The 25,150-nt window shown below is 70.3% G+C and carries 21 protein-coding genes and 2 pseudogenes; 13 read left to right on the top strand and 10 right to left on the bottom strand.

All coding sequences use genetic code 11. The features are described 5' to 3' along the window. Positions 1-76: 76 nt before the first annotated feature. The 9 genes and pseudogenes from AC5WAM_RS41225 to AC5WAM_RS41185 form a co-directional block, all read left to right on the top strand. The gene (locus AC5WAM_RS41225) at positions 77-1,207 is read left to right on the top strand and encodes an acyl-CoA dehydrogenase family protein (protein WP_495520875.1); all 1,131 of its coding nucleotides are present in this window, start codon (positions 77-79) and stop codon (positions 1,205-1,207) included. Between the two features lie 14 nt (positions 1,208-1,221). After that, positions 1,222-2,562, top strand: coding sequence for an aspartate aminotransferase family protein (locus AC5WAM_RS41220; RefSeq protein ID WP_495520874.1), 1,341 nt, complete (start codon positions 1,222-1,224; stop codon positions 2,560-2,562). Continuing rightward, the gene (locus AC5WAM_RS41215; RefSeq protein ID WP_495520873.1) at positions 2,555-3,046 is read left to right on the top strand and encodes a type II toxin-antitoxin system RatA family toxin; all 492 of its coding nucleotides are present in this window, start codon (positions 2,555-2,557) and stop codon (positions 3,044-3,046) included. The genes AC5WAM_RS41220 and AC5WAM_RS41215 overlap by 8 nt, the downstream gene beginning before the upstream one ends. Continuing rightward, positions 3,046-3,531: a hypothetical protein gene (locus AC5WAM_RS41210; protein ID WP_495520872.1), complete on the top strand. Its 486-nt coding sequence runs from the start codon at positions 3,046-3,048 to the stop codon at positions 3,529-3,531. The genes AC5WAM_RS41215 and AC5WAM_RS41210 overlap by 1 nt, the downstream gene beginning before the upstream one ends. Beyond that, complete coding sequence (locus AC5WAM_RS41205) at positions 3,528-4,103, top strand: flavin reductase family protein (RefSeq protein WP_495520871.1); 576 nt, start codon at positions 3,528-3,530, stop codon at positions 4,101-4,103. The genes AC5WAM_RS41210 and AC5WAM_RS41205 overlap by 4 nt, the downstream gene beginning before the upstream one ends. A 61-nt stretch (positions 4,104-4,164) precedes the next feature. Further along, the gene (locus AC5WAM_RS41200) at positions 4,165-4,656 is read left to right on the top strand and encodes a peroxiredoxin (protein ID WP_495520870.1); all 492 of its coding nucleotides are present in this window, start codon (positions 4,165-4,167) and stop codon (positions 4,654-4,656) included. A gap of 61 nt (positions 4,657-4,717) precedes the next feature. Next, positions 4,718-5,677 carry an AurF N-oxygenase family protein gene (locus tag AC5WAM_RS41195; protein ID WP_495520869.1) on the top strand — a complete coding sequence of 320 codons (960 nt, stop codon included), beginning with the start codon at positions 4,718-4,720 and terminating at the stop codon, positions 5,675-5,677. Beyond that, positions 5,623-5,808, top strand: a pseudogene (locus AC5WAM_RS41190) (methyltransferase domain-containing protein); the annotation flags it as partial. The gene AC5WAM_RS41195 and the pseudogene AC5WAM_RS41190, both read left to right, overlap by 55 nt. 181 nt (positions 5,809-5,989) lie before the next feature. Continuing rightward, positions 5,990-6,286, top strand: a pseudogene (locus AC5WAM_RS41185) (transposase); the annotation flags it as partial. Between the two features lie 278 nt (positions 6,287-6,564). On the opposite strand, the gene AC5WAM_RS41180 reads toward AC5WAM_RS41185, so the two are convergent. From AC5WAM_RS41180 to AC5WAM_RS41150, 7 genes are all read right to left on the bottom strand, one after another. Continuing rightward, on the bottom strand, positions 6,565-6,834 hold the full coding sequence (locus AC5WAM_RS41180) for a metal-sensitive transcriptional regulator (RefSeq protein WP_030671004.1): 270 nt from the start codon (positions 6,832-6,834) through the stop codon (positions 6,565-6,567). Positions 6,835-6,902: 68 nt separating this feature from the next. Then, positions 6,903-7,472 (bottom strand): rhodanese-like domain-containing protein, encoded by a 570-nt coding sequence (locus tag AC5WAM_RS41175; protein ID WP_495520868.1) that lies wholly within the window; start codon positions 7,470-7,472, stop codon positions 6,903-6,905. Between the two features lie 44 nt (positions 7,473-7,516). Beyond that, positions 7,517-9,190 (bottom strand): FAD-dependent oxidoreductase, encoded by a 1,674-nt coding sequence (locus AC5WAM_RS41170; RefSeq protein WP_495520867.1) that lies wholly within the window; start codon positions 9,188-9,190, stop codon positions 7,517-7,519. A 217-nt stretch (positions 9,191-9,407) separates the two neighbouring features. Further along, positions 9,408-10,985, bottom strand: coding sequence for an alpha/beta hydrolase (locus AC5WAM_RS41165; RefSeq protein ID WP_495520866.1), 1,578 nt, complete (start codon positions 10,983-10,985; stop codon positions 9,408-9,410). Positions 10,986-11,185: 200 nt separating this feature from the next. Beyond that, complete coding sequence (locus AC5WAM_RS41160; protein ID WP_366791716.1) at positions 11,186-11,398, bottom strand: DUF4287 domain-containing protein; 213 nt, start codon at positions 11,396-11,398, stop codon at positions 11,186-11,188. Positions 11,399-11,449: 51 nt separating this feature from the next. Continuing rightward, positions 11,450-11,722 carry a DUF998 domain-containing protein gene (locus AC5WAM_RS41155; RefSeq protein ID WP_495520865.1) on the bottom strand — a complete coding sequence of 91 codons (273 nt, stop codon included), beginning with the start codon at positions 11,720-11,722 and terminating at the stop codon, positions 11,450-11,452. Then, positions 11,719-12,123 (bottom strand): DUF998 domain-containing protein, encoded by a 405-nt coding sequence (locus tag AC5WAM_RS41150; RefSeq protein ID WP_495520864.1) that lies wholly within the window; start codon positions 12,121-12,123, stop codon positions 11,719-11,721. Before AC5WAM_RS41150 ends, AC5WAM_RS41155 begins: the two co-directional genes overlap by 4 nt. Before the next feature lie 104 nt (positions 12,124-12,227). On the opposite strand from AC5WAM_RS41150, the gene AC5WAM_RS41145 reads away from it, so the two are divergent. After that, on the top strand, positions 12,228-12,848 hold the full coding sequence (locus AC5WAM_RS41145) for a TetR/AcrR family transcriptional regulator (RefSeq protein ID WP_495520863.1): 621 nt from the start codon (positions 12,228-12,230) through the stop codon (positions 12,846-12,848). A gap of 63 nt (positions 12,849-12,911) precedes the next feature. Here the strand turns inward: AC5WAM_RS41145 and AC5WAM_RS41140 are convergent, their stop codons facing one another. Together AC5WAM_RS41140 and AC5WAM_RS41135 are read right to left on the bottom strand one after the other, a co-directional pair. Continuing rightward, positions 12,912-13,811, bottom strand: a complete 900-nt coding sequence (locus AC5WAM_RS41140; RefSeq protein ID WP_366791719.1) for a LysR family transcriptional regulator — start codon at positions 13,809-13,811, stop codon at positions 12,912-12,914. A 299-nt stretch (positions 13,812-14,110) separates the two neighbouring features. Next, positions 14,111-17,071: a M14 family metallopeptidase gene (locus tag AC5WAM_RS41135; RefSeq protein WP_495520862.1), complete on the bottom strand. Its 2,961-nt coding sequence runs from the start codon at positions 17,069-17,071 to the stop codon at positions 14,111-14,113. A 267-nt stretch (positions 17,072-17,338) separates the two neighbouring features. Here AC5WAM_RS41135 and AC5WAM_RS41130 point away from each other — a divergent pair, with 267 nt between their 5' ends. Beyond that, complete coding sequence (locus AC5WAM_RS41130) at positions 17,339-18,319, top strand: NAD(P)-dependent alcohol dehydrogenase (protein WP_495520861.1); 981 nt, start codon at positions 17,339-17,341, stop codon at positions 18,317-18,319. Positions 18,320-18,503: 184 nt separating this feature from the next. Here AC5WAM_RS41130 and AC5WAM_RS41125 read toward each other — a convergent pair whose 3' ends face one another. After that, a complete protein-coding gene (locus AC5WAM_RS41125; protein WP_495520860.1) occupies positions 18,504-18,725 on the bottom strand; it encodes a hypothetical protein in 222 nt (73 codons plus the stop codon). Between the two features lie 314 nt (positions 18,726-19,039). Between AC5WAM_RS41125 and AC5WAM_RS41120 the strand changes: the two genes are divergently transcribed. Together AC5WAM_RS41120 and AC5WAM_RS41115 are read left to right on the top strand one after the other, a co-directional pair. Beyond that, positions 19,040-20,164, top strand: coding sequence for a serine hydrolase domain-containing protein (locus AC5WAM_RS41120; RefSeq protein ID WP_495520859.1), 1,125 nt, complete (start codon positions 19,040-19,042; stop codon positions 20,162-20,164). A 1,062-nt stretch (positions 20,165-21,226) separates the two neighbouring features. Further along, positions 21,227-25,132: a Tc toxin subunit A-related protein gene (locus AC5WAM_RS41115; RefSeq protein WP_495520858.1), complete on the top strand. Its 3,906-nt coding sequence runs from the start codon at positions 21,227-21,229 to the stop codon at positions 25,130-25,132. Positions 25,133-25,150: the final 18 nt, after the last annotated feature.

Genomic DNA, 25,150 nt, shown 5'->3' with positions numbered 1-25,150 from the left:
GCATCCCAGCCCGCCCGCCGCCTGCCCCCCCCTTTGCCCGCCCCCCCTGGTCAATGTAAGGAAGTGAGGATCTGACATGCGTCCCCTCGATGATGCCCGGCAGACATGCGAGACGTTTCTGCCCGGCCTGCTCAAGGAACTGGGCACCGTGCCCCTGACCTTGCTGGAGTCCAGTGACAGCCCAGCCATCGACGCCTTCCGCCGGCACAACGGGCCGGCCCTCGTCATCCCCAAGCAGTACGGCGGCCTGGGAGCCGATCCGCTGCAGGCACTTGCCACCACCCGTGCTCTGGCCTGCGCGGCTCCTTCACTGGCGGTGGGGACCACCATGCACCACTTCTCCGCCGCCACCCTGTTCAACCTCGCTGACAGCGATCCGGGCGGCCTGTCGTCCATCTTCGTTCAGACGGTGGCCGAGGAACATCTACTGATCGCCTCCGGCTTCTCCGAGGGCAAGCCCGGCCAGGGCATCTTCAGCCCCACCATGAAGGCCAAGCCGTGCGAGGGCGGCTACGTCCTGAACGGGACGAAGAAGCCGTGCAGCCTGTCCCGCTCCATGGACATGCTGACCGCGAGCGTGGCCATACCCCGCAACGACGGCGGCCGCGACCTGGCGGTGGCGCTCATCCCCCGCGACAGCGAGGGCCTGAGCGTTCACCCCTTCTGGTCCAGTTGGGCCCTTGCCGGGGCGGAGAGCGACGAAGTCCGCGTCACCGACGTCTTCGTCCAGGACGAACTCCTGGTCCGCACGGAACTGGAGGAAGAGCGCCTCAGCTCACTGCAGACCGTCGGTCTGATCTGGTTCGAGCTGCTCATCAGCGCCACCTACCTGGGCATCGCCAGCGCGCTGGCCGAACGCGTCTGGCAGGCCGAGCGCGGCGGGGCAACCGAGCGGGCTCAGCTGTTCACCCGCCTGGAGTCGGCCACGCTCCTCCTGGAATCGGTGGCACGCATGATCATCGCCGGTGAAGCCGACGACGCAGCACTCACCAAGAGCCTGATCGCCCGCTACGCCGTCCAGGACATCCTCGGCGACACCAGCCGCAAGGCCGCCGAACTGCTGGGCGGCATGGCCTTCATCAAGTCCCCCGACGTGGCGTACCTGACCGCGGCCTGCACGGCTCTGTCCTTCCACCCTCCCTCCCGCAGCGCGTTCACCGAGCCCCTGCTCGACTACGTCGCCAAGCGCCCTGTCGGGCTGTCGTGAAAGGAGCCGTCCCCATGTCATCCGACGAGTCCGCCCCCACCAGCGGCCCCGACATCCCGTCGACCCTGCGCGCACACCGTGCCGCCCTCTCCCCCGAACCGCTCACGCATCTGTATCGGACCCGGCTCAGCAGCGGCCGCGCAATGCTGGGCGAACTCTTCGGCGGCCACGTCGAGGTGGCATCCCAGGGCGCCTGGGTCACCACGAGCAGCGGACGGCGCTTTTTGAACTGCGGCGGCTACGGCGTGTTCCTGACCGGAGCACGCCACCCCACAGTCATGCGCTATGTGGCCGAACAGCTCCACACCCACCCTGTCGCCACCCGCCTCTTCCTGGAACCGCACGTAGCGCTGGCCGCGGACGCCCTGGTCTCGGTCGCCCCCGCAGGCATGGAACGCGTGCACTTCGCCGGCTCAGGCACCGAAGCCGTCGAAGCCGCCATCAAGATGGCCCGCCTGAACGGCAAGACCCAGCTCATCGCCATGAAAAACGGCTACCACGGCAAAACCATGGGCGCGCTCAGCCTCACCGGCCGGTCCGTCTTCCAGGACCCCTTCCGCCCGCTGCTGCCCGCCGTCACCCACGTGCCCTACGCCGACGCCCCCGCCCTTGAGCGCGCCCTGGCCGCAGCGGGAGAAGGACAGGCGTGCGTCTTCGTCGAACCCGTGCAGGGCGAGGCAGGCGTCATCATCCCCCCGGCCGGTTATCTCAGCGCGGTCGAGGAACTGTGCCGGCGCTACAACGCCTTCCTGGTCTTCGACGAGATCCAGACGGGTCTGGGCCGGCTGGGCGAGTGGTGGGGAGCGGACACCGAAGTCGTCCGCCCCGACGCGTTGCTGGTCGGCAAAGTCCTCAGTGGCGCCGTCGTGCCCGTCTCCGCCGTGGTCGCCACACCCGAGGCCTTCGCCCCCCTGGACCGCGATCCTTACCTGCACACCTCGACGTTCTCCGGCGCTCCTCTGGCGATGGCCGCCGCACGCGGTGCCATCGCAGCTATCAAGGAAGACGACCTCGTCGAACGCGCCTGCACCATCGGCGCCGGACTCCTCGCTGAGCTGCGCCGCATCGTCAGCGGCCACTTCGGCAGCGCCGTCGCGGAGGTCCGCGGCCGCGGTCTGCTGCTGGGCATCGAGTTCACCGACCCGGCCCTGGTGGGCGATCTGCTCGTGGAGCTGACAGCACACGGCGTCATCGCCAACCACTCACTGAACTCCCAAACCGTCCTGCGCCTCACCCCGCCAGCAGTCCTCACCCAGAACGACCTCGACTTCCTGTACACCTCGATGGACCGCGCGTGCTGCGCCCTGGCCCACCGCTACAACCCCCGCCCCGAAGGGAACCCGTCCTATGCGTAGCGCGCACCTTGCCGTCCGCGTCCCTGCCCTCACTCCTGAAGCGGCCTTCAGCCACCTCCAGGATTTCGAGCGCTACCCAGGCTTGGCCGACGCGGTCCTCCATGTCAGCGTCTACGGCACGTCGGACGCCACCAGCCGATCCACGTGGGAAGTGGCTTTCCGTAACGGGGTGCTGCGCTGGACCGAAGCTGACGAGACTGACCCCCAGGCACTGACCATCGCCTTCCGCCAGACAGAAGGGGACTTCGCCGAGTTCAGCGGCAGCTGGAGCGTGGCCGCCGACGCCGACGGCTGTGCCGTCACCTTCGACTGCACCTTCGACTTCGGTATCCCCAGTCTGGCCGGGGTGCTGGAGCCGATCGCCGAACGCGTCCTGAAAGAGACGATCCTGCAGATCCTCCACGGCCTGTTCGGCCCCGTCCTATCCGTCAAGGACAAGGCGCCCGGTGCACCGACGCTGTCCAGCCTCGCAGGACAGCACTGATGGACACCCGCAATCTGTTCGAGACACGTACCACCTACAGGCTCCTGCGGCTGGAGTACGGCCTGGGACTCATCGTCACCGCCGCAGCCTTCATCGACCACATCAGCGAAGTCCGCTGGATCCCCGCCATCATCCTGTTCGCCTACATCGACGTCATCGGCTACCTGCCGGGCCTCCTCACCTATCACCGCACACCCGGTCGGCACGTCCCCAAGGTGTACTACGTCCTCTACAACACCATGCACAGCCTGGCCGTCCAAGGGCTGGTCGTGCTGGCCTGGATATGGTGGCTGGGCTTCGAGTGGGCCCTCCTCGTGGTGCCCCTGCATTTGTTCGGCGACCGCGCCCTGCTCGGGAACTTCCTCAAACCCTTCGCGGTCAGTTTCGAGCCGAAGGCCCACCCCGCCTACACAGGGCTGCGCAAGGCACTCGAAACCTCCTCGAAAGCCACAGGAGAGCACCGCCAGCCGGAGGTAGCCGCATGAACGCCCCCATCGGCCCCGCCTGGTCGGCGGAGGCCCGCGCCACGCCCCGGACACCCCTCACCTCCCACTTCACCTCGGGCGTAGCCGTACTCAGCCACGGTGATCTCAAACGGCCACGCGGAGTCACTGTCAGCACCGTGACGCTCGCCTCCGTCACCCCGCCCCTGGTCTCCGTCGCGCTGCGCCGTACCAGCAGGGCCTTGGCGGAGCTGCTTGATGCCCGCACCTTCGTCGTCAACCACCTGTCGGCCGACCAGTCCAGCCTGGCCAGGCATTTCGCGCGGCGCGACAGAAACGCACCGGACAGCTTCCCTGGCGCCAGCACGGTGTGGGGCGGACGCTCAGTCGGCGGTACCCCGCTGCTGAGCGCCGCAGCAAGCTGGCTGGACTGCCAGGTCGAACGGAGCCTCCCGGTCGGCGACCACATCCTGGTCCTGGCCCGCGTTCTTGACGCAGCCGTCGGCACAGGCAGACCGCTCCTGCACTGCGCCGGCCAGCTCCTGGCCCCGCCGTGCGATCCCCCCTGCCAGTCCTCCGCTCACCGGCCCGGCCGTCAGCCCTGCCATCGGTGACGCACGGCATATCGCCTCTGCGGCTTGACGCTTGGCCCCTTCTCGACGCTAAGGACCACCAATGCCCAAGGACACCTCATCGCGCCCGCCAGTGCCGGACTTCACCCTGCCTGGCGGGCGCCTCGTGAACGGCCATTTCGAGCGGCAGACCTACTCGCTGTCCGCACACCGCGGCCGACCCCTGGTTTTGGCCTTCTATCCCGGCGACGACACCCCCGTGTGCACGCGCCAGATGTGTTCCTACACCAACCACCTCGAGCAGTTCGCGACTCTGGATGCCGAGGTATGGGGTATCAGCCCGCAGGATGTCGACAGCCACGAGAATTTCGCGCGCAGCAAAAAGATCACGCTGCCGCTCCTTGCCGACACCGACCGGGCAGTCGCCCGCTCCTTCGGTGTCACTGCCCCGCTCATCGGCGTGCGCCGCTCCGTATTCGTGATCGATGCCGCCGGAAGTCTCAGCTGGCAGCACACTGCGCTCCTTGGAACCACCTTTCAGCCTGTCGCCGCGCTCGTGACACAGCTTTCCCTGCTCAAGACCCGATCACGCTGACCGGGAGCGCGCCGCGCACCCAGCAGTGTCCTACACCTGTACCTTCGGAGACAGCGACGTCATGCATGCACAGCGGCACACCACCTCGCACCGCAACCGGCACGTCCTTGAACGCGACCGCGAAACCACCGCGCAGAGGCTCCTGGTCGCCTCCGCGCGGCACTCATCCGACCCCGACACCGAACTCGACTGGACAGCCCCGTTCGAGGACGGCAAATGGTACGTCGCACCTGAGCTGATCTCGCTCTACAACACCCCCCTGTGGGAGCGGATGAGCGAAGAGCAGCGCATGGAGCTCTCCCGCCACGAACGGGCCTCGATCACCTGCTCGGGCATCTGGTTCGAACAGATCCTCATGCACCTGCTGCTACGGCACCTCGACGGCTTCCCCTGTACCAGCGATCACGTCCGGTACGCATACACCGAGATCGCCGACGAATGCCGCCATTCCATGATGTTCGGCCGCCTGGTCCGCAAACTCGAAACGCCCGTCTACGGAGCCGGCCCGCGCGACCGTGCACAGGGGTGGTTCCTCAAAACCCTCGCCACCAGTCCCGCCGCACTGGCCGCCGCCCTGCTCGTCGAGGAACTCCTGGACTGGCTGGAACGCAAGACTGCCGAAGATGAGCGGGTACAGCCTCTCGTGCGGAACGTGATACGCATCCACATCATCGAGGAAGCCCGCCACGTCCGGTACGCGCGCGAAGAGCTGCGCCGTCAGATGCGACAGGCAACAGTCGCCGAACGCGCCTACGTTCAGTTCCTCACCGGGCAGATGGCACGCGTCGTCGCCCGGACACTGATCAGCCCCTCCGTCTACCACGCCATCGGCCTGGACCCGGCCACCGCTGTCAAGGAGGCCCGCCGCTGCCCCCACCGCCAGGACGTCCTCCACAGCGCCATGAAACGGCTCATCGCCTTCTTCGAAGAGGTCGGCGTCATCCACAACCCGGCGGCCCGCAGCCTGTGGTACAGCTCGGGCTTGATGCCACGGCCCGGGGCGCGTGTGAAAGTCGGATAGTCCGCCGCTCTGCAGCACGTCAGAAACCGGGCCCTGCCCGAAGGTACGACCGGCTCATCTCCACCGTCGCCGTGCACCGGCTCCCGCAGGCCTGGGTCGACCAGGTCCGCCCAGGCGGCGGGATCGTGGCCCCACTCGACAGCCCCTTCCAGTGCGACGGCCTCGCCCGCCTCACCGTCGACGGGCACGGGCGGGCGACGGGCTCCTTCGTCGGGGCGGCCGACTTCATGATGGCGCGAGGTCAGCGCGGGCACCGCAGCTACGCCGGCCTCGGGTGGCCGACGTGGGGCGGCTACCGGATCACGGTGGTCAACCCGGGCCGCCCCGAGGCTGGTCGCGCTGCCCGGCGTTGGTCCCGAGACCGCCGGCCAGCTGCTGACGAGCGCGGGCGACAACCCCGACCGGCTCCACTCCGAAGCGTCCTTCGCCCAGCTCTGCGGGGCCGCCCCGGTCCCGGCCTCCTCCGGCCGCACCAAACGCCACCGCGTCAACCGCGGCGGCGCCCGCGCAGCGGACAACGCCCTGCACACCATCGTGCTGGTCCGCATGAAGTACGACCAGCGCACCCAGGAGTACGTCTCCCGACGCACCGCCGAAGGCATGGCCAAGTGCTGTCACCGGGGACGCTCCTATAGATCGTCAAGCGGTCTGTGGGAGCGGTGTGGTGGGGTGAGTCCCAGCGGGCCGATTCCTCGGCCGCCCATTGCGCGATGTCGAGGTAGAACGCTCGGACGGGCCGTGGGCCGTGCCGCTCCGGCCCCAGGGCCTGCCCTCGGGCTGCGCGATAACAGCAGCGGTGGGGATCCCCACCGCGTCGAGCCACACCCGCTCGCTGCTGGTGACGTACGACGGTCCCGCACCCCGGCGAGGCCCGGCGCCCAGGAGCGTCAGGCCAGGCTCAGGAACAGCTTCTCCAGTTCCTCCTCGGTCAGCGGAGGTCGCTCGCCGTCCGTGGCGGCGAGGCACTCGCGCATCCCACTTGCGATGATCTTGAATCCGGCCCGGTCGAGTGCGCGGGAGACCGCGGCGAGCTGGGTGACCACGTCCTTGCAGTCGCGGCCTGCCTCGATCATCGCGATGACGCCGGAGAGCTGTCCCTGGGCGCGGCGCAGCCGGTTCAGGACGGCGGTCATCGTCTCTTCGTTGTGGGCGGTCATGAGGGCCGCTTCCGTTCTGTCGCAGGGGTGGACGGGCGGCGGTCGCGGTGCCGCCCGCCCGGGGTGGATCAGCTGTGCAGGCCCGCGCGTGCCGCGTCGAGGGTCTGCGGGCGCGGCCGGTTGTGCGGCAGCTTGGCCAGGACCGCGGCCATGCCGCAGGTGCCGCTGACGCCCGAGTAGACCAGGCCCGCGGCGATCCCGGCGGACAGCAGCCGGGCGCGGGGGACGCGCAGGCCCACGGCGAGGCCGGTCAGGACGAGGGCGCCCGCGGCGAAGCGCACCTGCCGGTCCATCGCCCAGACCTGGCGCTGCTCGGGCCGGTCGGAGACGGCCAGGGGCAGACCGGCGGACTGCCAGGCTTCGGTGCCGCCCGACAGTTCGGCCGCGTCGATCCCGGCTTGCCCCAGTCGTTCGCAGGCCGTGCGGGAACGGGCCCCTGAGGCGCAGACGACGGCCAGTCCGCGGCGTTGCGCCGTCTCGCGCAGGTCGGGCAGCAGTTCGCGTACGGAGTCGAGGGGGACGTTGACGGCGCCGGGGACGTGGCCCTGGGCGTACTCGGAGGCGGAGCGGACGTCCACGACGAGGACGCCGTCGGCGATGCGGGATTCCAGCTGGGGCGGGGTGAGAGAGGTGTTCACAGGGGTTCCTTCTTCGTTCCGGGGCTGGTCGGAGAGGTCGTGGCTCAGGCGGCGAGAGGAGCGGAGTGGGCCGGGTCGGCCGCGTCCGGACAGGTGGTCCGCGCGGCGGCCCAGGTGGCGTAGCCGCCGTCGAGGTTGGCGGTGGGGCGGCCGGTGAGCTGGGTCAGGAGGCGGGCCGCGGTGTGGCCGCGCAGTCCGACCTGGCAGTGGACGATCAGCGGCCGTCCGGCGGGGATCTCGTCGAGCCGGTCGCGCAGCTGGTCGACCGGGATGTTGAGCGCGCCGGGGATCGAGCCGCGGGCGTGCTCGGCCGCGGTGCGGACGTCGATCAGGGCGGCACCGTCGTCGAGCGCGGCGTCCAGTTCGTGCCACTGCACCGCCCGGCCGGTCCCGGTGGCCAGGTTCTCGGCGATCATCCCGGCCATGTTCACCGGGTCCTTGGCCGAGCCGTAGGGCGGGGCGTAGGCGAGCTCCAGATCGGCCAGGTCCGGGGCGGTGAGACCGCCCGCCATCGCGGTGGCGATCACGTCGACGCGCTTGTCCACGCCCTCCGTGCCGACCGCCTGGGCGCCCAGGATCCGCAGGTCGTCGGGGTCGTACAGGACCTTGAGGGCGATCGGGGAAGCCCCCGGGTAGTAGCCGGCGTGGGAGCCGGGGTGCAGGTGCACGGCCTGGTACGGACGGCCTGCGGCACGCAGTCGCTTCTCGTTCCAGCCGGTGGCGGCGGCGGTGCGGCCGAAGACCTTCACGACGGCCGTACCGGCTGCTTCCCGGGCCCGCACCGGCCGCCCGGCGATCACGTCGGCGACAAGGCGTCCGTGGCGGTTGGCCAGGTTGGCCAGCGGGACCAGGGCCGGTTCACCGGTCAGCGCGTCGCGCTTCTCCGCCGCGTCGCCGACCGCGTACACCCGCGGGTCGCTGGTGCGCTGGTACGCGTCGACGGCGATGCCGCCGCGCGGTCCGACGGCCAGGCCCGCGGCCCGGGCCAGCGCCGTCTCCGGCCGTACGCCGATCGCAAGGACCACCAGATCGGCGGCCAGGGTGCGGCCGTCGGCCAGCGTGACCTGGTCCGGCCCCAGGGCGGCCGGCTGGGCGCCGAGTTCGACGCGTACGCCGTGGGCGCGCAGCTCGGTGGTGAGCGGCGCGGCCATCTCCGCGTCGAGCGGCGGCAGCACCTGGTCGGCCAGCTCGACCAGCGTCACCGTCAGCCCGCGCTCGCGCAGATTCTCCGCGGCCTCCACACCGATGAAGCCTGCCCCGACCACCACGGCGGTATGGGCGCCCGCGTCGAGATCAGCGGCGACGCGGTCCACGTCGGCCACGTCCCGCAGGGTGCGGGCCCGCTCGATGCCGGGCAGGTCGGGCACGAAAGGCCGGGCACCGGGGCTGAGGACGAGGTGGTCGTACGCCTCCTCGTACTCGGCGCCGCCGTCGAGGTCGCGTACGCGTACGGTGCGGGCAGCGAGGTCGATCGCGACGGCCTCGCTGCGCACCCGCACGTCGAGGCCGAACCGGGCGCGCAGGGCCTCCGGCGTCTGCAACAGGAGTGCGTCGCGCTCCTCGATGACACCGCCCAGGTAGTAGGGCAGTCCGCAGTTGGCGTAGCTGACGTGGGCCCCGCGCTCAAGGACCACGATCTCCGCGTCCTCCTCCAGCCGTCGCAGCCGCGTCGCGGCCGACATCCCGCCCGCGACGCCACCGACGATGACGACCTTCATGTTTCCTCCTGGCACAATCACTCTCACCATACCCCCGTGGGTATTCAAAAATACGGGTGGGGGTATCTGTACTGGTGTTCTGCAACGAACCGGAGGCCCGGATTCATTCCCGGACGACAACGCGACCCTCTCGACCACCCTCGACCCGACGGCCGCCGAGCCGACTGCGAAAAGGGCACTAGGCCCACGCGAGCGCCGTGAGCGTGGGCGTCGGGGGCTACTTGCAGACGGTGCCGTCGGCCGGGGCCTTGCCGTCGATCAGGAACGTGTCGATCGCCTTGGTGGCGCAGCGGTTCTCGCCGTACGTGCCGTGACCCTCACCGTCGACGGTCAGGGTGACGCCGACGCCCTTGCCCAGCTGCCGGGCCATGCGCCGGGCGCCCTCGACGGGCGTGGCCGGGTCGCCGGTGTTGCCGACGACCACGATCGGGTCGGCGCCGGGCGCGGCCACCTCGGGCTTGTCCGCCTCGCCGCGCACCGGCCACTGCGAGCAGCCGAGCAGGCCCTCCACCATGGACGGGCCGAAGACCGGGGAGGCCTTCTCGAAGGCCGGGCGCTTGTCGTCCACATCGGCCCGGGTGTGGCGGCTGCGGGTGTCGGCGCAGGTGATCGCGGTGTTGGCGGCGTGCATGTTGCTGTAACGGCCCTTGTCGTCGCGGCCGTTGTAGGAGTCGGCGAACATCAGCAGGCTGTCGCCGGTGCCGTCCTGCATCGTCTCGCCCAGGCTCTGCGTCAGGGCCTCCCAGCCCTCCTCGCCCGCGTACAGGGTGGCGCCGATGCCGGTCAGGGCGAGCTCCTTGGTGAGCTTGCGGCCACTCTCGGTGGGCGCGGGCTTCTTGTCGAGCTCGGCCAGCATGGCGTTGATGCGCCGGTTGCCCTCGGCGGCGTTCTTACCGGTCGGGCAGTTGTCGGTGTACTCCTTGGCACAGTAGGCCATGGCGGACTCCAGCGACTTCTGGAAGGCCTTCGCCTGGGCGAGACCCGACTGCACCGGGTCCTGGCTCGGGTCGACGACTGCGTCGAAGACGGTACGGCCGACGTTCTTGGGGAACAGGTGCGCGTACACCCCGCCGAGTTCGGTGCCGTAGGAGATGCCGAAGTAGTGCAGCTTCTTGTCGCCGAGCACCTGGCGCATCAGGTCCATGTCGTGCGCGGTGGTGGCGGTGCCGACGTGCGGGAGCACCTTGGCGGAGTTCTTCTCGCAGGCCCGCGCGATCCGCCTGGCGTCCTTGAGCACGTCCCCGCTGCCCGGGTCGGTGTCGAGCGTCTTGTCGTCCAGGCACTTGACGGTCGTGGTGTCGCCGACGCCGCGCGGGTCGAAACTGACCAGGTCGTAGGCGGCGTTGAGCTTCGCGTAGTCCTCGGCCGCCTGCGGGAGGGTGGCGACGCCGGAGGCGCCGGGGCCGCCGAAGTTGTAGACGAGGGAGCCGATGCGCCGGTCGGAGTCGGTGGCCTTCTTGCGGATGAGGGCCACGCCGACGGTCTCGCCCTTCGGCTCGGCGTAGTCGAGGGGCGCCTTCATGGTGGCGCACTGCCATGCCTCGCCGGGCGCTTCGGCGGTGCCCTGGGCGGCGGACGGCGCGGAGCAGGGGCTCCAGGACAGGCGCTGGCCGGTGAGAGCCGAAGGGAGCGCGGACTTGCCCCCGCCGGTCCCCGCGGACGGGGTCACGGTCGACGTCCGCTCGCCCTTGGCCGCGCCGTCGGACCCGCCGCCGCAGCCGGCGAGGGCGGGGATCGCGATCAGCGAGGCGGCGGCCAGCACCGCGGCGCGACGCGGGCGTATGGGGTGGGGCATTCTGCGACTCCTGCCGATTTCGGTCATGTGAGGGTAATGAGAGTAAATGGTGAGCAAAGTCGGCTGTACTTTACCCACCGCCTCACATCGACCGCGCCGCACCCCGGCAGGGAGTCCGCGGTGGCCGTTCGGACATGGGCGGGAAGCACGAACGCCCCCCGCCGCGGGGCCCGGAGGCCCATCGGCCCGGGTGGGTTGACCTACTTGCCGCCGTCTTCGGCGCGCACGTGGGCGACGAGCGCGTTCGCGTGTCCGTGACCCAGTCCGTGTTCGGTCTTGAGCCAGGTGACGAGCTCCATGTGCTTGGTCAGCGGCGAGCTGCGGATGAGGTCCATCCAGTCCGCGATCGGGCGCCCGTGCTTCTTCTCGATGGAGGGGAAGTAGCTCGCCGGGCCGTTGCCTGTCTGGGCCATTGCCGTGTCCTGTCTCTGGTGGGTTGGTGGGTGAGTAAGCGAGTTGAGGGGTCAGTGGCCGGCGGGGGCGTATGCCCTGGCCAGGCGGGCGGTGACCGCGGCAAGGCCCAGCAGGCCCAGACCGGCCCCGGCGGTGAAGGCCAGGACGGTGGCGGCGGAGCCCGCGAAGCCGACGAGGACAGCGGCGGCGACGAGACGGCTGCCGACGGCCCACCCCCGGAGTCCGCGAGCGGCGAAGTGGCGGGCCAGCACGAGGAAGGCCGCGCACAGGGCGAGGTAGCCCACCATGCCGCTGAGCATGTGCAGGGTGCCGTGCCAACTCATGGACGTGGCACGGGCGTCAGGGCGCCCGCGGGGAAACCGGCGCCGGGGTCGGCGGCGAAGACCGCGGAGAGCAGGAACGACGCGCCGAAGACAGCGGTCAGCCGGGGCGCCCACACCCCGCCGGGGCCGCCCCGCAACACGCGGCGCATGCCGACGGCACCGGCGATCAGCAGCATGCCCGTCAGCAGGAAGCCGGTCACCTGGATCCAGCCCGGGTCGCCGAGGCTCAGCTGGCTGAGCGCGTTGCGGGTGAAGTCGAAGCCGTCCCGCGTGAGCCCCTGGATCAGGCCCGCGCCCAGGAACAGCGGACCGGCCACGACGGCTCCGGCCAGGAGGGCACGGGCCGTCGGCCGTGCGGCCGCCGTGGTGGCGGCGACGGGAGCTTCAATCGTGTGCGTCATGGCGCGATCCCCCAACTAGAACTAGACGGTTCAGTACTCCTCGCGGTGCGAGCGCTACAGTAGTCGGGCCAGAACTAGACTGTCCAGTACTGAAGGGAGCCGGGATGGAAGCGGCCGAGCAGAGCAGGTCGGCCCGTAAGCGCGGGGCGATCATGGACGCCGCCACGCAGGTGTTCGTCGACAAGGGGTACGCGGGCACCAGCATGGACGACGTCGCGAAGCTGGCGGCCGTCTCCAAGCAGACCGTCTACAAGCACTTCGCCGACAAGGAGAAGCTGTTCGCCGAGATCGTCCTGGCCACCACCCATCGGACCGACGCCATGATCGACCTGGTGGCCGACATCCCGGCCGACGCCGACCGCCTCGAGGAGAACCTCGCCCGCCTCGCCCGGCAGTTCCTGACCGCCCTGACCCAGCCCCAGGTCCTCCAGCTGCGCCGCCTGATCATCGCCAACGCCGACACGTTCCCCGAGCTCGGCGCGGCCTGGTACGAGCAGGGCTTCGAGCGGGTCCTCGCCACCCTGGCGGGCACCTTCCAGCGCCTGACCGACGCGGGGCTGCTCCGGATCGACGACCCGCTGCTCGCCGCCCACCACTTCTCCGGTCTGCTGCTCTGGATCCCCGTGAATCAGGCCATGTTCCACGGCGGCCCGCAGCACACCCAGGAGGAACTCGACCGCTACGCCGCCGCGGGCGTCACCGCCTTCCTCGGCGCCTACCGCTGAGCCTGCGCCCCTCCGACGAGGCGGCGCCCCTCTGCTGAGGCGGCACCCACCCGCGCCCGGCCCTCAGGACACCGGCGCGAAGAAGGCGGCTCTGTGCCAGGTCTCCAGCCGCAGGAGGTCGAGCAGGGCCGTCTCCGCCGGGCCCGCGCCGGGCCGGACCGCGGCGACGACGGGCAGCGACACGACCGGGCACACCGGCCGGACGAGGTGCTCGTGCCCGTGGGGCACCGCCGAGGCCGGGACGAGCGTCACCCCGAGACCGTGGGCGGCCCAGCGCACGGCCGTCGCCGTCTGGGACACGCGGGCGACGGTGGTCGGGGTCAGGTCGTTGTCGCGCAGCACATCCCGCAGTACGCCGTCGAGGGCGCTGCTCTGGTCGAACCGCACCCACGGCTCCCTTTCCAGTTCGCGCAGCGCGACCCGGTCCGCGGCGAGCTGCGGATGCCCTGCGGGAAGGACCACGACGAACTCCTCGTCCCCGAGGTGGTGGCCCTCGTACAGGCCTTCCCCGCACGGCCCGGCCATCAGGGCGAGGTCCAGGACGCTCCCGCGCGCGAGGCGCTCCAGCTCGGCGGGGTTCGGCTCCTCGAAGACGGTGACCTCAAGGCGCGGGAAGCGCAGGCGCAGCGCGCTCAGGGCACCGGGCAACTGCCGCGTGCCCAGGCCCATCTGCGCCGCCACCGCCAGTTCGCCCACCAGTTCGTCGGCACCGGCCCGGGCGGTCGCCCGCGCCCGCCGCACCGCGCTCACGGCGACCTCCGCCTCCCGCAGGAACGCCCGGCCGACCACGGTGGGCACCAGGCCGGTCGGCGTGCGGGTGAACAGGGTCACGCCCAGTTCCCGTTCCAGGCCGCGGATCTGCTGGGACACCGACGGCTGAGCGACGCGCAGCAGCTCGGCCGCCGCCGTCACCGATCCCTCCTCGGCGACGGCCAGGGCGTACTCGAACTGACGAAGGCTCATCGGCTCCCGTCCCCTCCCTTGCGGTGGAGCGCGATCCGCCCCGTGGTCATCGCTAGAGGTAAGCGGCCGGGCTCCCCCGTTATTTCGTCCCGGAGCGCGCCGGAGTACAGCGGTGCGCCGGGGACGCCGAGTTCCGGCAGGCGACGTGCGGTCTCGCCGGTGCGGCGACGGGGCAACGGATCGGCCTCCGGACCCCTGCGGGTCCGGAGGCCGACGCCATGCGGGTCGCGCTTTTCCTGGACGTTCCTCTCCGTCAGGGCTGTGGGCCCGGACTCGAGTTACGGCCGTCGGGTGTCATGTCAGTCGCGCAGGTGGTTCAGGGCGGCGCGCATCAGGGCCGCCCTGTCGGTGGCTTCGGTGACGTGCTCGAATCCGAAGCCGAGCAGGACGCTGTCGCGTGCGGTGACCGCGGCGTGGGGCCGGTAGAGCTCACCGGTGCGGGCCCAGTCGCCGGTGATGTTGGCGCTTCCGGGCGGGGCCGGGGCGACGGCCCAGGTGCCGAGCGAGGTCTCGAATCCCTCGGTCTCGGTCGCGGTGCCGCCGACGACCAGTTGGGCGTTGTCGGCGAAGAGGCCGCGCCCGCCGTCGGAGGGGTCGGTGACCGAGCTGAGGGAGACCTCGACCTTCTTGCCCGCGTAGGCACTGAGGTCGAAGGCGGTCTGCTTCCAGCCGCCGGAGGAGCCGGTGAAGCTGTTCCAGCTGCCGCTGCTGCCGCTGGCCGTGCAGCTGGTCGCGCCGCGGGTGAGGTAGTGGCGCAGGAACGGGTGGGCGTTGATGAAGAAGCCCGCCGTGCACTGGGCGGGCACGGCGCTGGACGAGCCGCCGTTGCGGTCCGCCAGGGTGGTCCAGTCGTCGGCGCCCGGAGTGTGTGCCTCCAGCAGACCGTGGTCGAAGCCGTTCTCCAGGTTCCAGTTCAGCGCGAGGCGCAGCTGCGGCTGGTCGGCGGCCGTGACACCGGTGAGGTCGATGGTGTGGGTGAGGCGCTTGTAGTCCCGGTCTGAGTGGGTCGCGGAGGCCATGCCCTGGCCCGCGTACGGGGCGTAGGGGTTGGTCAGGCCGGGGTAAGCACCCGCCGCCGCGCTCTTGAACTGCGGGAACTGCTGCGCGGGCAGGCTGTCGGAGGTGACGGTGAAGCGGCCCGCCTTGTCCAGCGGGTTGCCCTCGGCGGCCGCGACCGGCCCGTCGGCTCCGGCGAGGGCGCCGCTGCCGGTGAAGCGCTGGACTCCGGCCGCGGGCAGGCGTTCGTAGGCACCCAGGTAGTACTGCGCGAAGTCGTCGGTGAGGGCGTCGCCGAGGTCGACGTTGCCGCCCGTCCGCTCGCCGGACTCGATGAGCTTGCCGCCCTCGTTGAGGTAGGCGCGCAGGGCCAGCTGGGTGGGCGCGCCGGGCACCGGGTCGCCGGTGTAGTGCACCACCGCGCGGAAGTGCGACAGGACGCCCAGCGGGTGCGGGGTGCCCTGCTTGGCGACGTCCCAGACCGCCGCCGTACGGCCACTGGCCTGCACGGCGTCGACGTACTTCTGGGTCTGCGTGGCGCTCGCGCCCTCCTCGGCGACGACGAGGGTGTTCGCCTTGGGGCGTTCGGCGACGGTGTAGGTGAAGTGCTCGCTGTCGGTGCGGCCCTTCTTGGCGCGGCCGCTGAACCACACCTCCACCTTGTCGCCCACGCGCGCGCCCTCGACCTCGGCGCGGTACTGGTCGAAGTACAGGTCGTCCTCACCGCCGTAGGTCTCGCCGCCCTTCCAGCGCGCGAGTTCCTCGGTCTGCGTGCGGCCGCCGTTGACGCGGTAGCGCAGCTCCTTGTCACGCACCGACCTGCGGGCGGTGACGGCGACTTCCTGGTCACCGCCGCGCGCGTAGGAGGTGGTGAAGGAGTCGGGGGTGAAGTCGGGGGCGTCGGTCCCGGTGACGGAGACCGGGCGGTCGGGGTGGAGCGCGGACTCGGCGACGGCGAGCGCGAAGGGCACGTTCTTCGCGAACTCCTGCTGGATCAGCTTCTCGTCGTCGGGGAAGGTGAAGACGGACGCGCAGTCCTGGGGCTTCCAGGCGTCATTGGGGTCGATGTTCGAGGCGGTCTGGCAGGTGGACATCTCCGGCGTGAACATCGCGATGCCGTTGACGTTGCCCGCGTGTCCGTCGGCCTCGCCGTTGGTGGTGTACAGCTCGGAGGAGACCTGCGGGTGGTAGCCGGGAACCGCGGGCTTCTCGGGGGTGCCGGCCAGGGCCTTGTAGAGCACGTCGTCGGGCGTGGGGGTGGCGACCTGCCAGCCCACCCCGTAGAGGATCAGTTCGGCCGCCGAGTGGTAGTTGATCCCGTACGTGAAGCCGATGCGCTTCTGGAAGCGGTCGATCGCCTTCGTCTCGGGCTCGGACATCGGGCCGGCGCCGCGGTAGGTCTCCGAGGACGCGTTCGGGGACGAACCCTCGTTGTCGTAACCCCACTTGTAGGCGAAGTTGCGGTTGAGGTCGACGCCGTCGCCCGCGGCGATCCTGCCGTCGCCGTCGATGTCGCGGAGGTTCTTGCGCCACTGGCGGTCGCCGTCGGCGGCGTGCGTGAAGTCGTAGCCGTCGGGGTTGGCGGAGAGCACGAACCACAGCTCGGTGGAGTTCACGAGCTTGGTGATGCGCTTGTCCTTGCCGTAGTTGTCGAGGTAGTGGTGCATCAGGCGGCGGGTCATCTCGGGGGTGATCCACTCGCGCGCGTGCTGGTTGGACATGTACAGCGTGGCCGGCTTGGAGCCGTCCTTGGACTTCGCCGCGCCCTTGGAGAGCTTGAGCGCGAGGATGTCCTTGCCGCGGAGCGTCTTGCCGATGGAGACGACCTTGGTGAGGCCTGGGTGGGCCTGCGCGGTCTTGACGATCTCCTCCTGGAGCCCGCCCTTGCCGCTGTAGGGCCGGTAGACGCCGTCGCCCGCGGCCGCGAGCCGCTTCTCGGTGGCCTGGGAGATCTTGTGCTCTTCGAGGTCGACACCCTGGCGTTCGATCGACTTCGCCTGGGCTTCGGTCAGATAGAGCTCGACGCGTCCGGTGCCGCGTTCGGGCACCTGCCCGGCGAGTTCGTGGGCGTCCTGGCCCGCCTTGAGCACGATGGGTATCTGCTTCTTGGTGACCTCGGCCTGATAGACCTTCACGGCCGCCGCGTCGCCGTCGGCCGAGGCCCCGGCCGGGCCGCTCGCCTGGGCCTGCGGTGCGGCGGCCACCCCGCCGACGAGCAGGGCACCGGCGGCGAGGATCGATCTCGCACGGGTTCTTCGTCTCATGAGCCCCCCTTGCAGTTGTCCGGCACGTTTGTGCGCGAACGCCAGGCTCGTCATGCTTCATGATCATGTCAATGGGTGGGTGGCCGGTTCCTGCTCCCGCCGGTACGAGTGCGGGCCGATGGGCCCAACTCCCTAGGCAGGGGCGCGCGTTCGCGCGATGCTGGGGAGGCCGCTGCGGGGCCGCGCCCCGGCGCGCACGTACGCGCGCGTGCACCGCCCGCGCCCCGCCGGAGCCGTGCCCGCTCACCTCGACCGGGGGAATCCACCGTGCAGGCCATCGTCCAGGACGTCTACGGCTCCGCGGACACGCTTCACGTACGGGACATCGCCCGCCCCTCCCCCGCCGAGGGCGAGGTGCTGGTGCGCGTGTACGCCGCCGGGGTCGGCCCGGACGTCCGGCATGTGATGACCGGGCTGCCCCTGATGGTCCGTCCGGTCTTCGGACTGCGCGGGCCGAGGAATCCCGTACGGGGCTGGGACGGCGCCGGACGCGTCGAAGCGGTCGGCGCGAAAGTGCCGGACTTCGCCCCCGGCGACGCGGTCTACGGGCACCTTGACGGCTCCTTCGCCGAGTACGCGCTCGCCAAGACCGAGAGGATCGCCCCGAAGCCCGAGAACGTCACCTTCGAGCAGGCCGCCGCCGTCCCGGTCTCCGGCGTCACCGCCCTCCAGGCCCTGCACGCCAAGGCGGGCCTGCGGGCAGGTCAGAAGGTGCTGGTCATCGGCGCCTCGGGCGGCGTGGGCAGCTTCGCCGTCCAGCTCGCCGTCGCCCACGGCGCGGAGGTCGTCGGGGTCTGCGGCGGGGCCTCGGCCGAGTTCGTGCGCTCCTTGGGTGCCGCGGCCGTCCTCGACCACGCCCGTCAGGAGATCACCGACGGCCCTCACCGGTACGACGTCGTCCTCGATGCCGCCGGGAACCGGCCCCTGCCCCTGCTGCGCCGCGTCCTCACCCCGAGCGGCACCCTCGTGCGCATCGGCGGCGAGGACGGAAGCCGATGGTTCGGCGACACCGGCACCCAGCTGCGGATGGCCCTGCTGACCCGCTTCGTACGGCACGATCTGCTCGGCCTGCTGGCCGTCGTACGCCGGGCGGACCTGCTGACCCTCACATCCCTGATCGAGAGCGGCGCCCTCACTCCGGTCGTCGACAGCGTCTTTCCTCTGGCCGAGGCCCCGGCCGCCGTCCGCCACCAGGAGCGGGGGCATCCCCGGGGGAAGGTCGTCCTGATCGTGGGGCCCGGGGTCTGACCGGCGACTCATTCATCCGCTTCATCAGCGGGTGAGTCCTGAGGCGTTTCACTTCCCCGAACACGCGCTCACCATGTGGGCCGTCGCCGAACCGCTCGGAGTCGAGGCGATGTCGCTCCGCCACCGCGTGGCGGGCCGGGAGGACGTCCGCGACGGCGTGGTGGACGCCGAGTCCTCGACGCCCTCAGACCGGACGGGCCCAGGGCGGAATCCGCGCCCCGATGCGGCCCACGGGAGCATCGAGCATGCCCTCCGGCCACAGCTCCCCCGCCCAGGGACCCCCGGCGACCACGACGCGTCCGAACCGGTCCTCGCGCACGAGGGCGAAGCTGCTCTCGACTCCCTGTACCGGCGGCGACCGATCATTTTCCGGCTGCGGGTGCGGCGAGGGCACGCTGTGGCTCATGCGGGGGCAAGCCCCACCTCCACAGGTCCGGCGCGCTCCAGTGACGCGCACGGCGTCCGTACGCAAGGGTGATCGGCATGACGACCAAGTCGCACCACTTACCCGTACGCAGGCCCATCCGAACGCGCCCGGTTCACCGGACTCTTAGACACCGCCTCCGCCTGGTGGCGGCGGTGTCCGTCCTGACGGCGGCCGGTCTAGGCATAGGCCTTGAGCAGCCGGGGCAGGCGGCGACCGGGCCGACCGGCACCGTTTCGGCGCACGGCGCGTCTGCATCCGGGAAGGATGCCAGAGCCCAACAGCGCGACCAGCTGGTGAAGTTGGCACGAAAGGTGGTGGCTGCCGGGGCGCCCGGTGTGGTGGTGCGGGTGGACGACGGCCGCGGTCGGCCGATCGAGGTCGTCGAACAGGTGCCGTGGGCCCGCTCCGAGCACCGGCTCCAGCCGAGCGACGAGTTCCGGATGGGCTCCAACACCAAGACCATGATGGCCACCCTCGTCCTGCAACTGGCCGCCGAGGGCAAGCTCGCGCTGACCGACCCGGTGGACAAGTGGCTGCCGGCCCAAGTGCCGGACGGCCACGCGATCACGCTGCGCATGCTGCTCAACCACACCAGCGGCCTGCACGACTACACCGAGGACCCGGAACTCGTGCCCTCCATCCTGGGCAAGGACCAAAGGCGGTGGACCTCGGAGCAGCTGCTGGCCGTGGGCGTACGGCACGATCCGCTGTTCCCTCCGGGCACGCGGTGGGCCTACAGCAACACGAACTACGCCGCGGTCGGCGCGGTCCTGGAGAAGGTCACCGGCCGGGGCCTGGCGGAGCTGGTCCGTGACCGGATCGCCCGGCCTCTCGGCCTGCGGCACACGTACTACGCCGAGGACTCGACCTGGCGCGGCCCGCACGCCCGCGGCTACGAACCCGATGCGGCGCACATGCCGCCGGGTGTGCCGACCGAGTTCCGGAACTACGCCGGGGTGCCCCGGCCGGAGCACGTGGATGTCTCCGCCAACAGCCCTTCGTGGGGCGGTGCGGCCGGTGCGGTGGTGTCCACCGCCCATGACTGGGACCGCTTCTACACGGCGTTGATGTCCGGCAAGCTGCTGCCCGCCGCACAGCTGGCGCAGATGCGCACCACCGTGCCGATCTTCCCCGACCAGCCGGACGGGCCCGGCTACGGCCTCGGCATCCAGACCGCCACCACCGGGTGCGGCACGGTGTGGGCCCACGACGGCGGCATCCCCGGCTACCTCAGCACGAACCTCACAGACGCCACGGGCCGGCGTACCGCGAGCGTCCTCATCTCCACGGAGGCGTTCGCCGAGTTCCCGGAGGCCTTCCCCGAGCTGGTCGAGTCCTCCAAGGCACTCCAGTCCGCCACGCTGTGCGCCCTGTTCGACAAGCCCGGGCCGGGCGGGGGCGCCGCCGACTCCTCCTGAACCACGCGGAGACGAAGCCGTCGCCCCGCACCGGGCGACGGGACCCGAACCGGCGCGCGTGCCGAAACCGTCACGCGCATCGCCGACCGCCCCATCCGCACCACGTTCTGTCCCGTGGTGCGGAAACGGGCTGCCGGACATTTCTGTGAGCGCTGGAATCCCTTCCGCGGCAGTCAGGGCGGTGCCGCCGGACTCCGGTCCTCTCGCTTGCCCGGTAACGGCAGCGTGAGGGTGCCCCCGTGTCGGCGAACACGATCTCGTTCGCCGACACCTGCGAGCGCCTCCCCTTCGACCCGGCCAGGCTGGACTGGAAGCGCTCTCCGCCTGCAACTCCTGACGCTGCGCGCCGGAAGCGCCCGAACTGCCGGACGGTCACCTCTCGGGAATCCCGGACGGTCACCTCTCTGGAATGCCCACGGCAGTGCCGGCTGCTCGCCTGCCCCTGTCATAGCGATGGGCAGGGGGCGCTTTACACGGCTCGTTCCGTTGAGCGGAACGGGTGTTCGTCTTCTCCGCGCTCTACCCGCATAGTTGGCGTGCTTCTGCGTCGTAACGGGTTGACGGAGTTGATGAACCGAGGGGGAACGGTGGCAGAGCAGGAGACTCAGGCGAAGTCAGGCCGCCGCAGGCGTGAGCGTGGGCCGGGTGGCAACCGGGATCAGGGGTGCGTCGCACCGCCCCTCCGGCTCTGAAACCCACCCCGCGCCTACCGTCCAGGACGGTACACAGCAGCCGAGAGACCAGCCATCGATGTCCGGCGCGTGCGCTGCCCGGCCGTCGTCGCCTTCAGGCGCTGAGCCGGCCTGTCGGCGGTTGCGGCCGGTGTCGTCCAACCGGCTATCCGCGAACCAACGGCAGGACGCACCCGGCCCAGCCCTGGCCGCCCATCCTCCCCGTGCGCCTCGGAAGCGCCCGTCCGTGTTTCGTACCCATCACTGCTCATCACTGCTGGGACACCTCGAAGAGGCGTGTTTCTGGCCGTGACGGGCTGACCTTGAGGAGGAATCCGTCGTGGTGCACACAGACGTTGACGCCACCATATGGAAGAGGATCGGCGAGAACATGCGTCAGGGTGGCCCGAGCCGCCTGGACGAGCTGGCGCTCGCCTTGTCCGACGACAGCGCAGAGGGCACCTTCGGCGGTCTGGAGGCGTCCGCACGCCAGTCGGTGCTCGCCGCTCTCGAGGCCGCCTTCTGCGATCCGCTCGGCAGGCTGGCCGCCCTGGCCGTCCTGCCCCCGCTTGCGCAGCTGCGGTCGGAGAGCGCGTTCCAGGAGTACGCCGCCCAGGTCCGGAGCGCGGCCGCCGACAGCGTCACTCCAGGTCCGGTGGCGGACGAAGCGGAGTCGGCGCTGGCCGAACTGCGGGCCAAGGTGGACTCCTTCGCCTCCCTGGAGGCGGTGAACTGGCCGCTGCCACCCCAGTACGTGGAAGCAGGTGAACCAGGCGCGGCCGTGGCCGCGGTGCAGGACCGGTACAAGGATTCGCCTGTCCCGGCGAGCGGCGCGAAGGAGACCGAGGCGAGCGATACGGGAGTGCTCGGGGACACGGATCCCGAGTTCCTGATCGGCTATCGGGACTACTTACGCGATCTGTGGGTGGACGGGGAGAACGTGTATGACACCAGGCTCGCGGAACGGTTCCACCAGGACTTCCACACCGTCTCGCTGCAACGGCGCCCTGCCAACGAGATCCTGATCCCGATCGTGATCCGGGCACTGGTGGCACCCACTGGTCCCGGACACGGCCGTGGCATCGACCCTGCCACCATTCCGGCCCGCTCACCGGGTCAGTCCGCCCGCACGTATCTCGACCAGCTGATCCTGCTCTCCAAACTGAGCGGCACGGAACTGGCACTGCGCTACCGGATCGACCTCTCCCGGCCGGACAGCGCCCTGTCCAGCGAAGTGGAGGAGAACATCGCCACCATTCGCGGGTTCTTCGCGGACGACTTCCAGAGCGTGGACCCGAACTCCATCTTCGAGCGGGCCTTTCAGGGTGCGGCGCCGTTCTACCTGCAGTACGAGGAATGGGTTCGCCAGTACGCCACCTTCGTACCGGAGAACCAGTACCAGGTCACCTGGTGTGTGCCGACCGGCACGGGAGTCAATCCCGACCGCGCGCAGCGGCTGCTCGACCTTCCCCAGGCCAAGCAGCTGCCCGAGGACAGGTACCGGAGCTGGCGGCTCTACGTCAACTACTACCTGATGCTGTGGACGTTCCAGGAGGGCTGCAAGGCGTTCGGCAGGCTCGAGTACCAGCAGGCGCGCAGCCTGATCGAGAGGGCCAGGTTCCTCACCAGCCACGAGAAGGAGTCACGCGATGCGGCGCTGGAGGCCAGGAAGCAGCTGAAGGTCGATACGTGGGCAGACCTCAGAGACTTCCAGAACCGCGCGGTGTACTACACCCATCTGGACTATCCGATCCCGCAGGACCGCGTCGACGATGACGACAATGAGGTGTTCGAGTTCTGGAAGGGCGATCGGTCCACTCCCGATACCGACATCCGCAAGCAGCGGGCGGAAGTGATCGCCAGGATCGAGTTGATCGCGATCCCTTCTCTGCTCGGCGACATCGCTGTGGCTCTCAGCGACTACGCCGAGGCGCTGCGGCAGTACGCCAGGCCGTTCATGTATCCCGACACGCTCGACCGCATCTCACTGATCAGCACCGCGACCTTGGAGACCACGGGCGTCTACCGAGGTCTCGGCGACTACCCGTACTCGTTCAAGAAGTTCAGAGGACCCCAATCGTCGGCGCCGATGCTGTTCCAGCACGGCAGCGTTCCCTACACAACCCTCCCCAGTCCGCGAACGCCCCAGGAGGCCCTGCATCCGGTCGACGTGGCGTACTTCGAGCTGCGGCAGATCAGCGCCATCCTGGAATGGGCGGACCAGCTCTACCGCAGCGACGTACCCGATGCCGTCGCACGGGCCCGTGAGCTGTACAAGGCGGCCCTGTTCCGGCATGGGGAGCGGCCGCCCACCCTGCCCTCATGGGACGCGCCACCGCCGCGCTTCCGCCGGGCCGCGGAGAACCCCGCGCGCACCGCCCAGATCCAGCACGCCCGCCTGTGCCTGCACCAGATCGCCGCCGGGCTCAACTACTTCGGTTACGGCCAGGACGTCGTGCCCCTGCTGCGCTATCGCACCCTCGCCGACGCGGCCCGCGAGCACGCGCGCCAGGCGAAGTCCGCGGAGAGTGACCTGCTGCGTGTCATGGGCCGCATCGAGGACCTCATCGTTGACGAAATGCAGCTGCTCAACCTCCGCCACAAGGCACTGCTGCAGACCGCGGTGGCGGCCGAGCAGACGCGGATCGCGGGCAACAACGCACAGATCGCGGCCATCCAGGTCCAGCAGGTCAACGACCTCATCGCGGCGAAGCGGAAAGAGATCGAGGACCACGACAGCTTCCTGGGGCAGCTGGGCGACTTCATCGGCAACGTCAAGGACATGGCACTCGGGCTGCCCGAGGACACCAAGTCGGCCACCGCGGCGGGCTATGTGAGCGAGGTGACCGGCAAGGAACTGGTGGGCACCGGCATGCTCGGCGCCGGTGCCAGCGGCTCCATCATGGCCGGCTTCGGCATCGCCACCGTCGTATCGGTCATCTCCCTGAACAGCATGACCAACGAGGCCAACGGCCGACGGGCGGCCCTGAACGCTCTCACACAGCAGACCCTGCCGATGGCCCAGGCCCAGCTGGACAGCCGGCAACGCGAGCAGGTCATCGTCGCCCTCCAGAACCAGATCGCCCAGGCCGACGCGACCCTGGCGGCCTCCTTGCTGGCCTTCCACTCCGAACGGTCCCTCAACATCGACTTCTGGGTGGCCTGCGCCCAGGTGTCCCGCAGGATCCTGCGCCGCTACCTCGAACTGGGATCGCGCACCGCGTGGCTCGCCGAGCGGGCCCTCGCCTACGAGCAGGACCGCGCGTTGCGCCTGATCAAGCTCGACTACTTCCCCGGCGACACGGCGGGAGTCACCGGCGCCGACCAACTCCAACTGGATCTGTCCGAACTCGAGTCGGTACGGCTCGCCGGCCTGGGCCACACGGTCCCGGTCAAGCACACCTACTCGCTGGCCCGCGACTTCCCGCTCCGCTTCACCGAACTCAAGGCGACCGGCCGCTGCACCTTTCGTACCGAGGAGACACCGCTGCGCCTGGCCTACCCCGGCACGTACGGCTACCGCATCCGGGCCGTGACCGTCACCGTGAGCGATGAGGCGCTGCGCGGGCAGCCGCGCGGCATCCTGCGGAACCTGGGGATGTCCACCATCTCCACCGCCGATCCGAACGTCACACACGCCTCCGTGCGCCCGCCCGACGCCCTGCCGGTGTCGGAATTCCGGCTCCGCACCGACAAGGACGTCTTCGGCCTCCCCGACGAATCCCTGCTCACCTTCGAGGGCAGCGGCGTCGACACCGTCTGGGAGCTGGAGCTGCCGAGCGGGGCCAACCCTCAGGGCCTGGCGGGGCTCGTCGACGTGATGCTCACCATCGACGCCCGCGCCCACTACTCAGCCGCCGTCGCCCCGCCTGCCCCCGCACCCGCCCGCGGTGGCCTGGCCCTGGCCTCGGCGCGGCAGCTGGACCCGGAGGAGTTCCAGAAACTCACCGACGCCGGCAGCCCCGTCAAGCTCAAGTTCCCCGCGCATGCGCTCGGGCTGCCCGCCGTCAGCACCGCGAAGATCGCCAATGTGCTGCTGGTGCTCTGCGGCCCCGACACCGCTCCGCTGAAGGCCGTGCTCCGCGCCGAGAAATCCGACCGCGACATCTCCCTCACCTTCGAGTCCAATTCCGCTCGTTCCAACGGTCCGCCCCTGCACGGCGGAACGCCGTCCCCCCTCAACGCCCTGATCGGCAGCTCCCCCGACCAGACCTTCACCCTCACCCTCAACCGGCTCCTCGGCCCGAACCTGAGCAAAATCCGGGACATCGTCCTCGGCATCGAGTACACGACCTGATCCCTCACCCACAGCAGT

It is taken from the genome of Streptomyces sp. JLYT201 (assembly GCF_059448825.1).
The sequence above is the reverse complement of the archived record's forward strand: the minus strand, read 5'-3'. Positions and strand labels throughout refer to the sequence as shown.

Bases quoted from the DNA above. Each gene is read 5' to 3' on its own strand.
- AC5WAM_RS41225 (WP_495520875.1), top strand. From the start codon at position 77: ATGCGTCCCCTCGATGATGCCCGGCAGACATGCGAGACGTTTCTGCCC.
- AC5WAM_RS41220 (WP_495520874.1), top strand. From the start codon at position 1,222: ATGTCATCCGACGAGTCCGCCCCCACCAGCGGCCCCGACATCCCGTCG.
- AC5WAM_RS41215 (WP_495520873.1), top strand. From the start codon at position 2,555: ATGCGTAGCGCGCACCTTGCCGTCCGCGTCCCTGCCCTCACTCCTGAA.
- AC5WAM_RS41210 (WP_495520872.1), top strand. From the start codon at position 3,046: ATGGACACCCGCAATCTGTTCGAGACACGTACCACCTACAGGCTCCTG.
- AC5WAM_RS41205 (WP_495520871.1), top strand. From the start codon at position 3,528: ATGAACGCCCCCATCGGCCCCGCCTGGTCGGCGGAGGCCCGCGCCACG.
- AC5WAM_RS41200 (WP_495520870.1), top strand. From the start codon at position 4,165: ATGCCCAAGGACACCTCATCGCGCCCGCCAGTGCCGGACTTCACCCTG.
- AC5WAM_RS41195 (WP_495520869.1), top strand. From the start codon at position 4,718: ATGCATGCACAGCGGCACACCACCTCGCACCGCAACCGGCACGTCCTT.
- AC5WAM_RS41180 (WP_030671004.1), bottom strand. From the start codon at position 6,834: ATGACCGCCCACAACGAAGAGACGATGACCGCCGTCCTGAACCGGCTG.
- AC5WAM_RS41170 (WP_495520867.1), bottom strand. From the start codon at position 9,190: ATGAAGGTCGTCATCGTCGGTGGCGTCGCGGGCGGGATGTCGGCCGCG.
- AC5WAM_RS41165 (WP_495520866.1), bottom strand. From the start codon at position 10,985: ATGCCCCACCCCATACGCCCGCGTCGCGCCGCGGTGCTGGCCGCCGCC.
- AC5WAM_RS41160 (WP_366791716.1), bottom strand. From the start codon at position 11,398: ATGGCCCAGACAGGCAACGGCCCGGCGAGCTACTTCCCCTCCATCGAG.
- AC5WAM_RS41155 (WP_495520865.1), bottom strand. From the start codon at position 11,722: ATGAGTTGGCACGGCACCCTGCACATGCTCAGCGGCATGGTGGGCTAC.
- AC5WAM_RS41150 (WP_495520864.1), bottom strand. From the start codon at position 12,123: ATGACGCACACGATTGAAGCTCCCGTCGCCGCCACCACGGCGGCCGCA.
- AC5WAM_RS41145 (WP_495520863.1), top strand. From the start codon at position 12,228: ATGGAAGCGGCCGAGCAGAGCAGGTCGGCCCGTAAGCGCGGGGCGATC.
- AC5WAM_RS41140 (WP_366791719.1), bottom strand. From the start codon at position 13,811: ATGAGCCTTCGTCAGTTCGAGTACGCCCTGGCCGTCGCCGAGGAGGGA.
- AC5WAM_RS41135 (WP_495520862.1), bottom strand. From the start codon at position 17,071: ATGAGACGAAGAACCCGTGCGAGATCGATCCTCGCCGCCGGTGCCCTG.
- AC5WAM_RS41125 (WP_495520860.1), bottom strand. From the start codon at position 18,725: ATGAGCCACAGCGTGCCCTCGCCGCACCCGCAGCCGGAAAATGATCGG.
- AC5WAM_RS41115 (WP_495520858.1), top strand. From the start codon at position 21,227: ATGCGTCAGGGTGGCCCGAGCCGCCTGGACGAGCTGGCGCTCGCCTTG.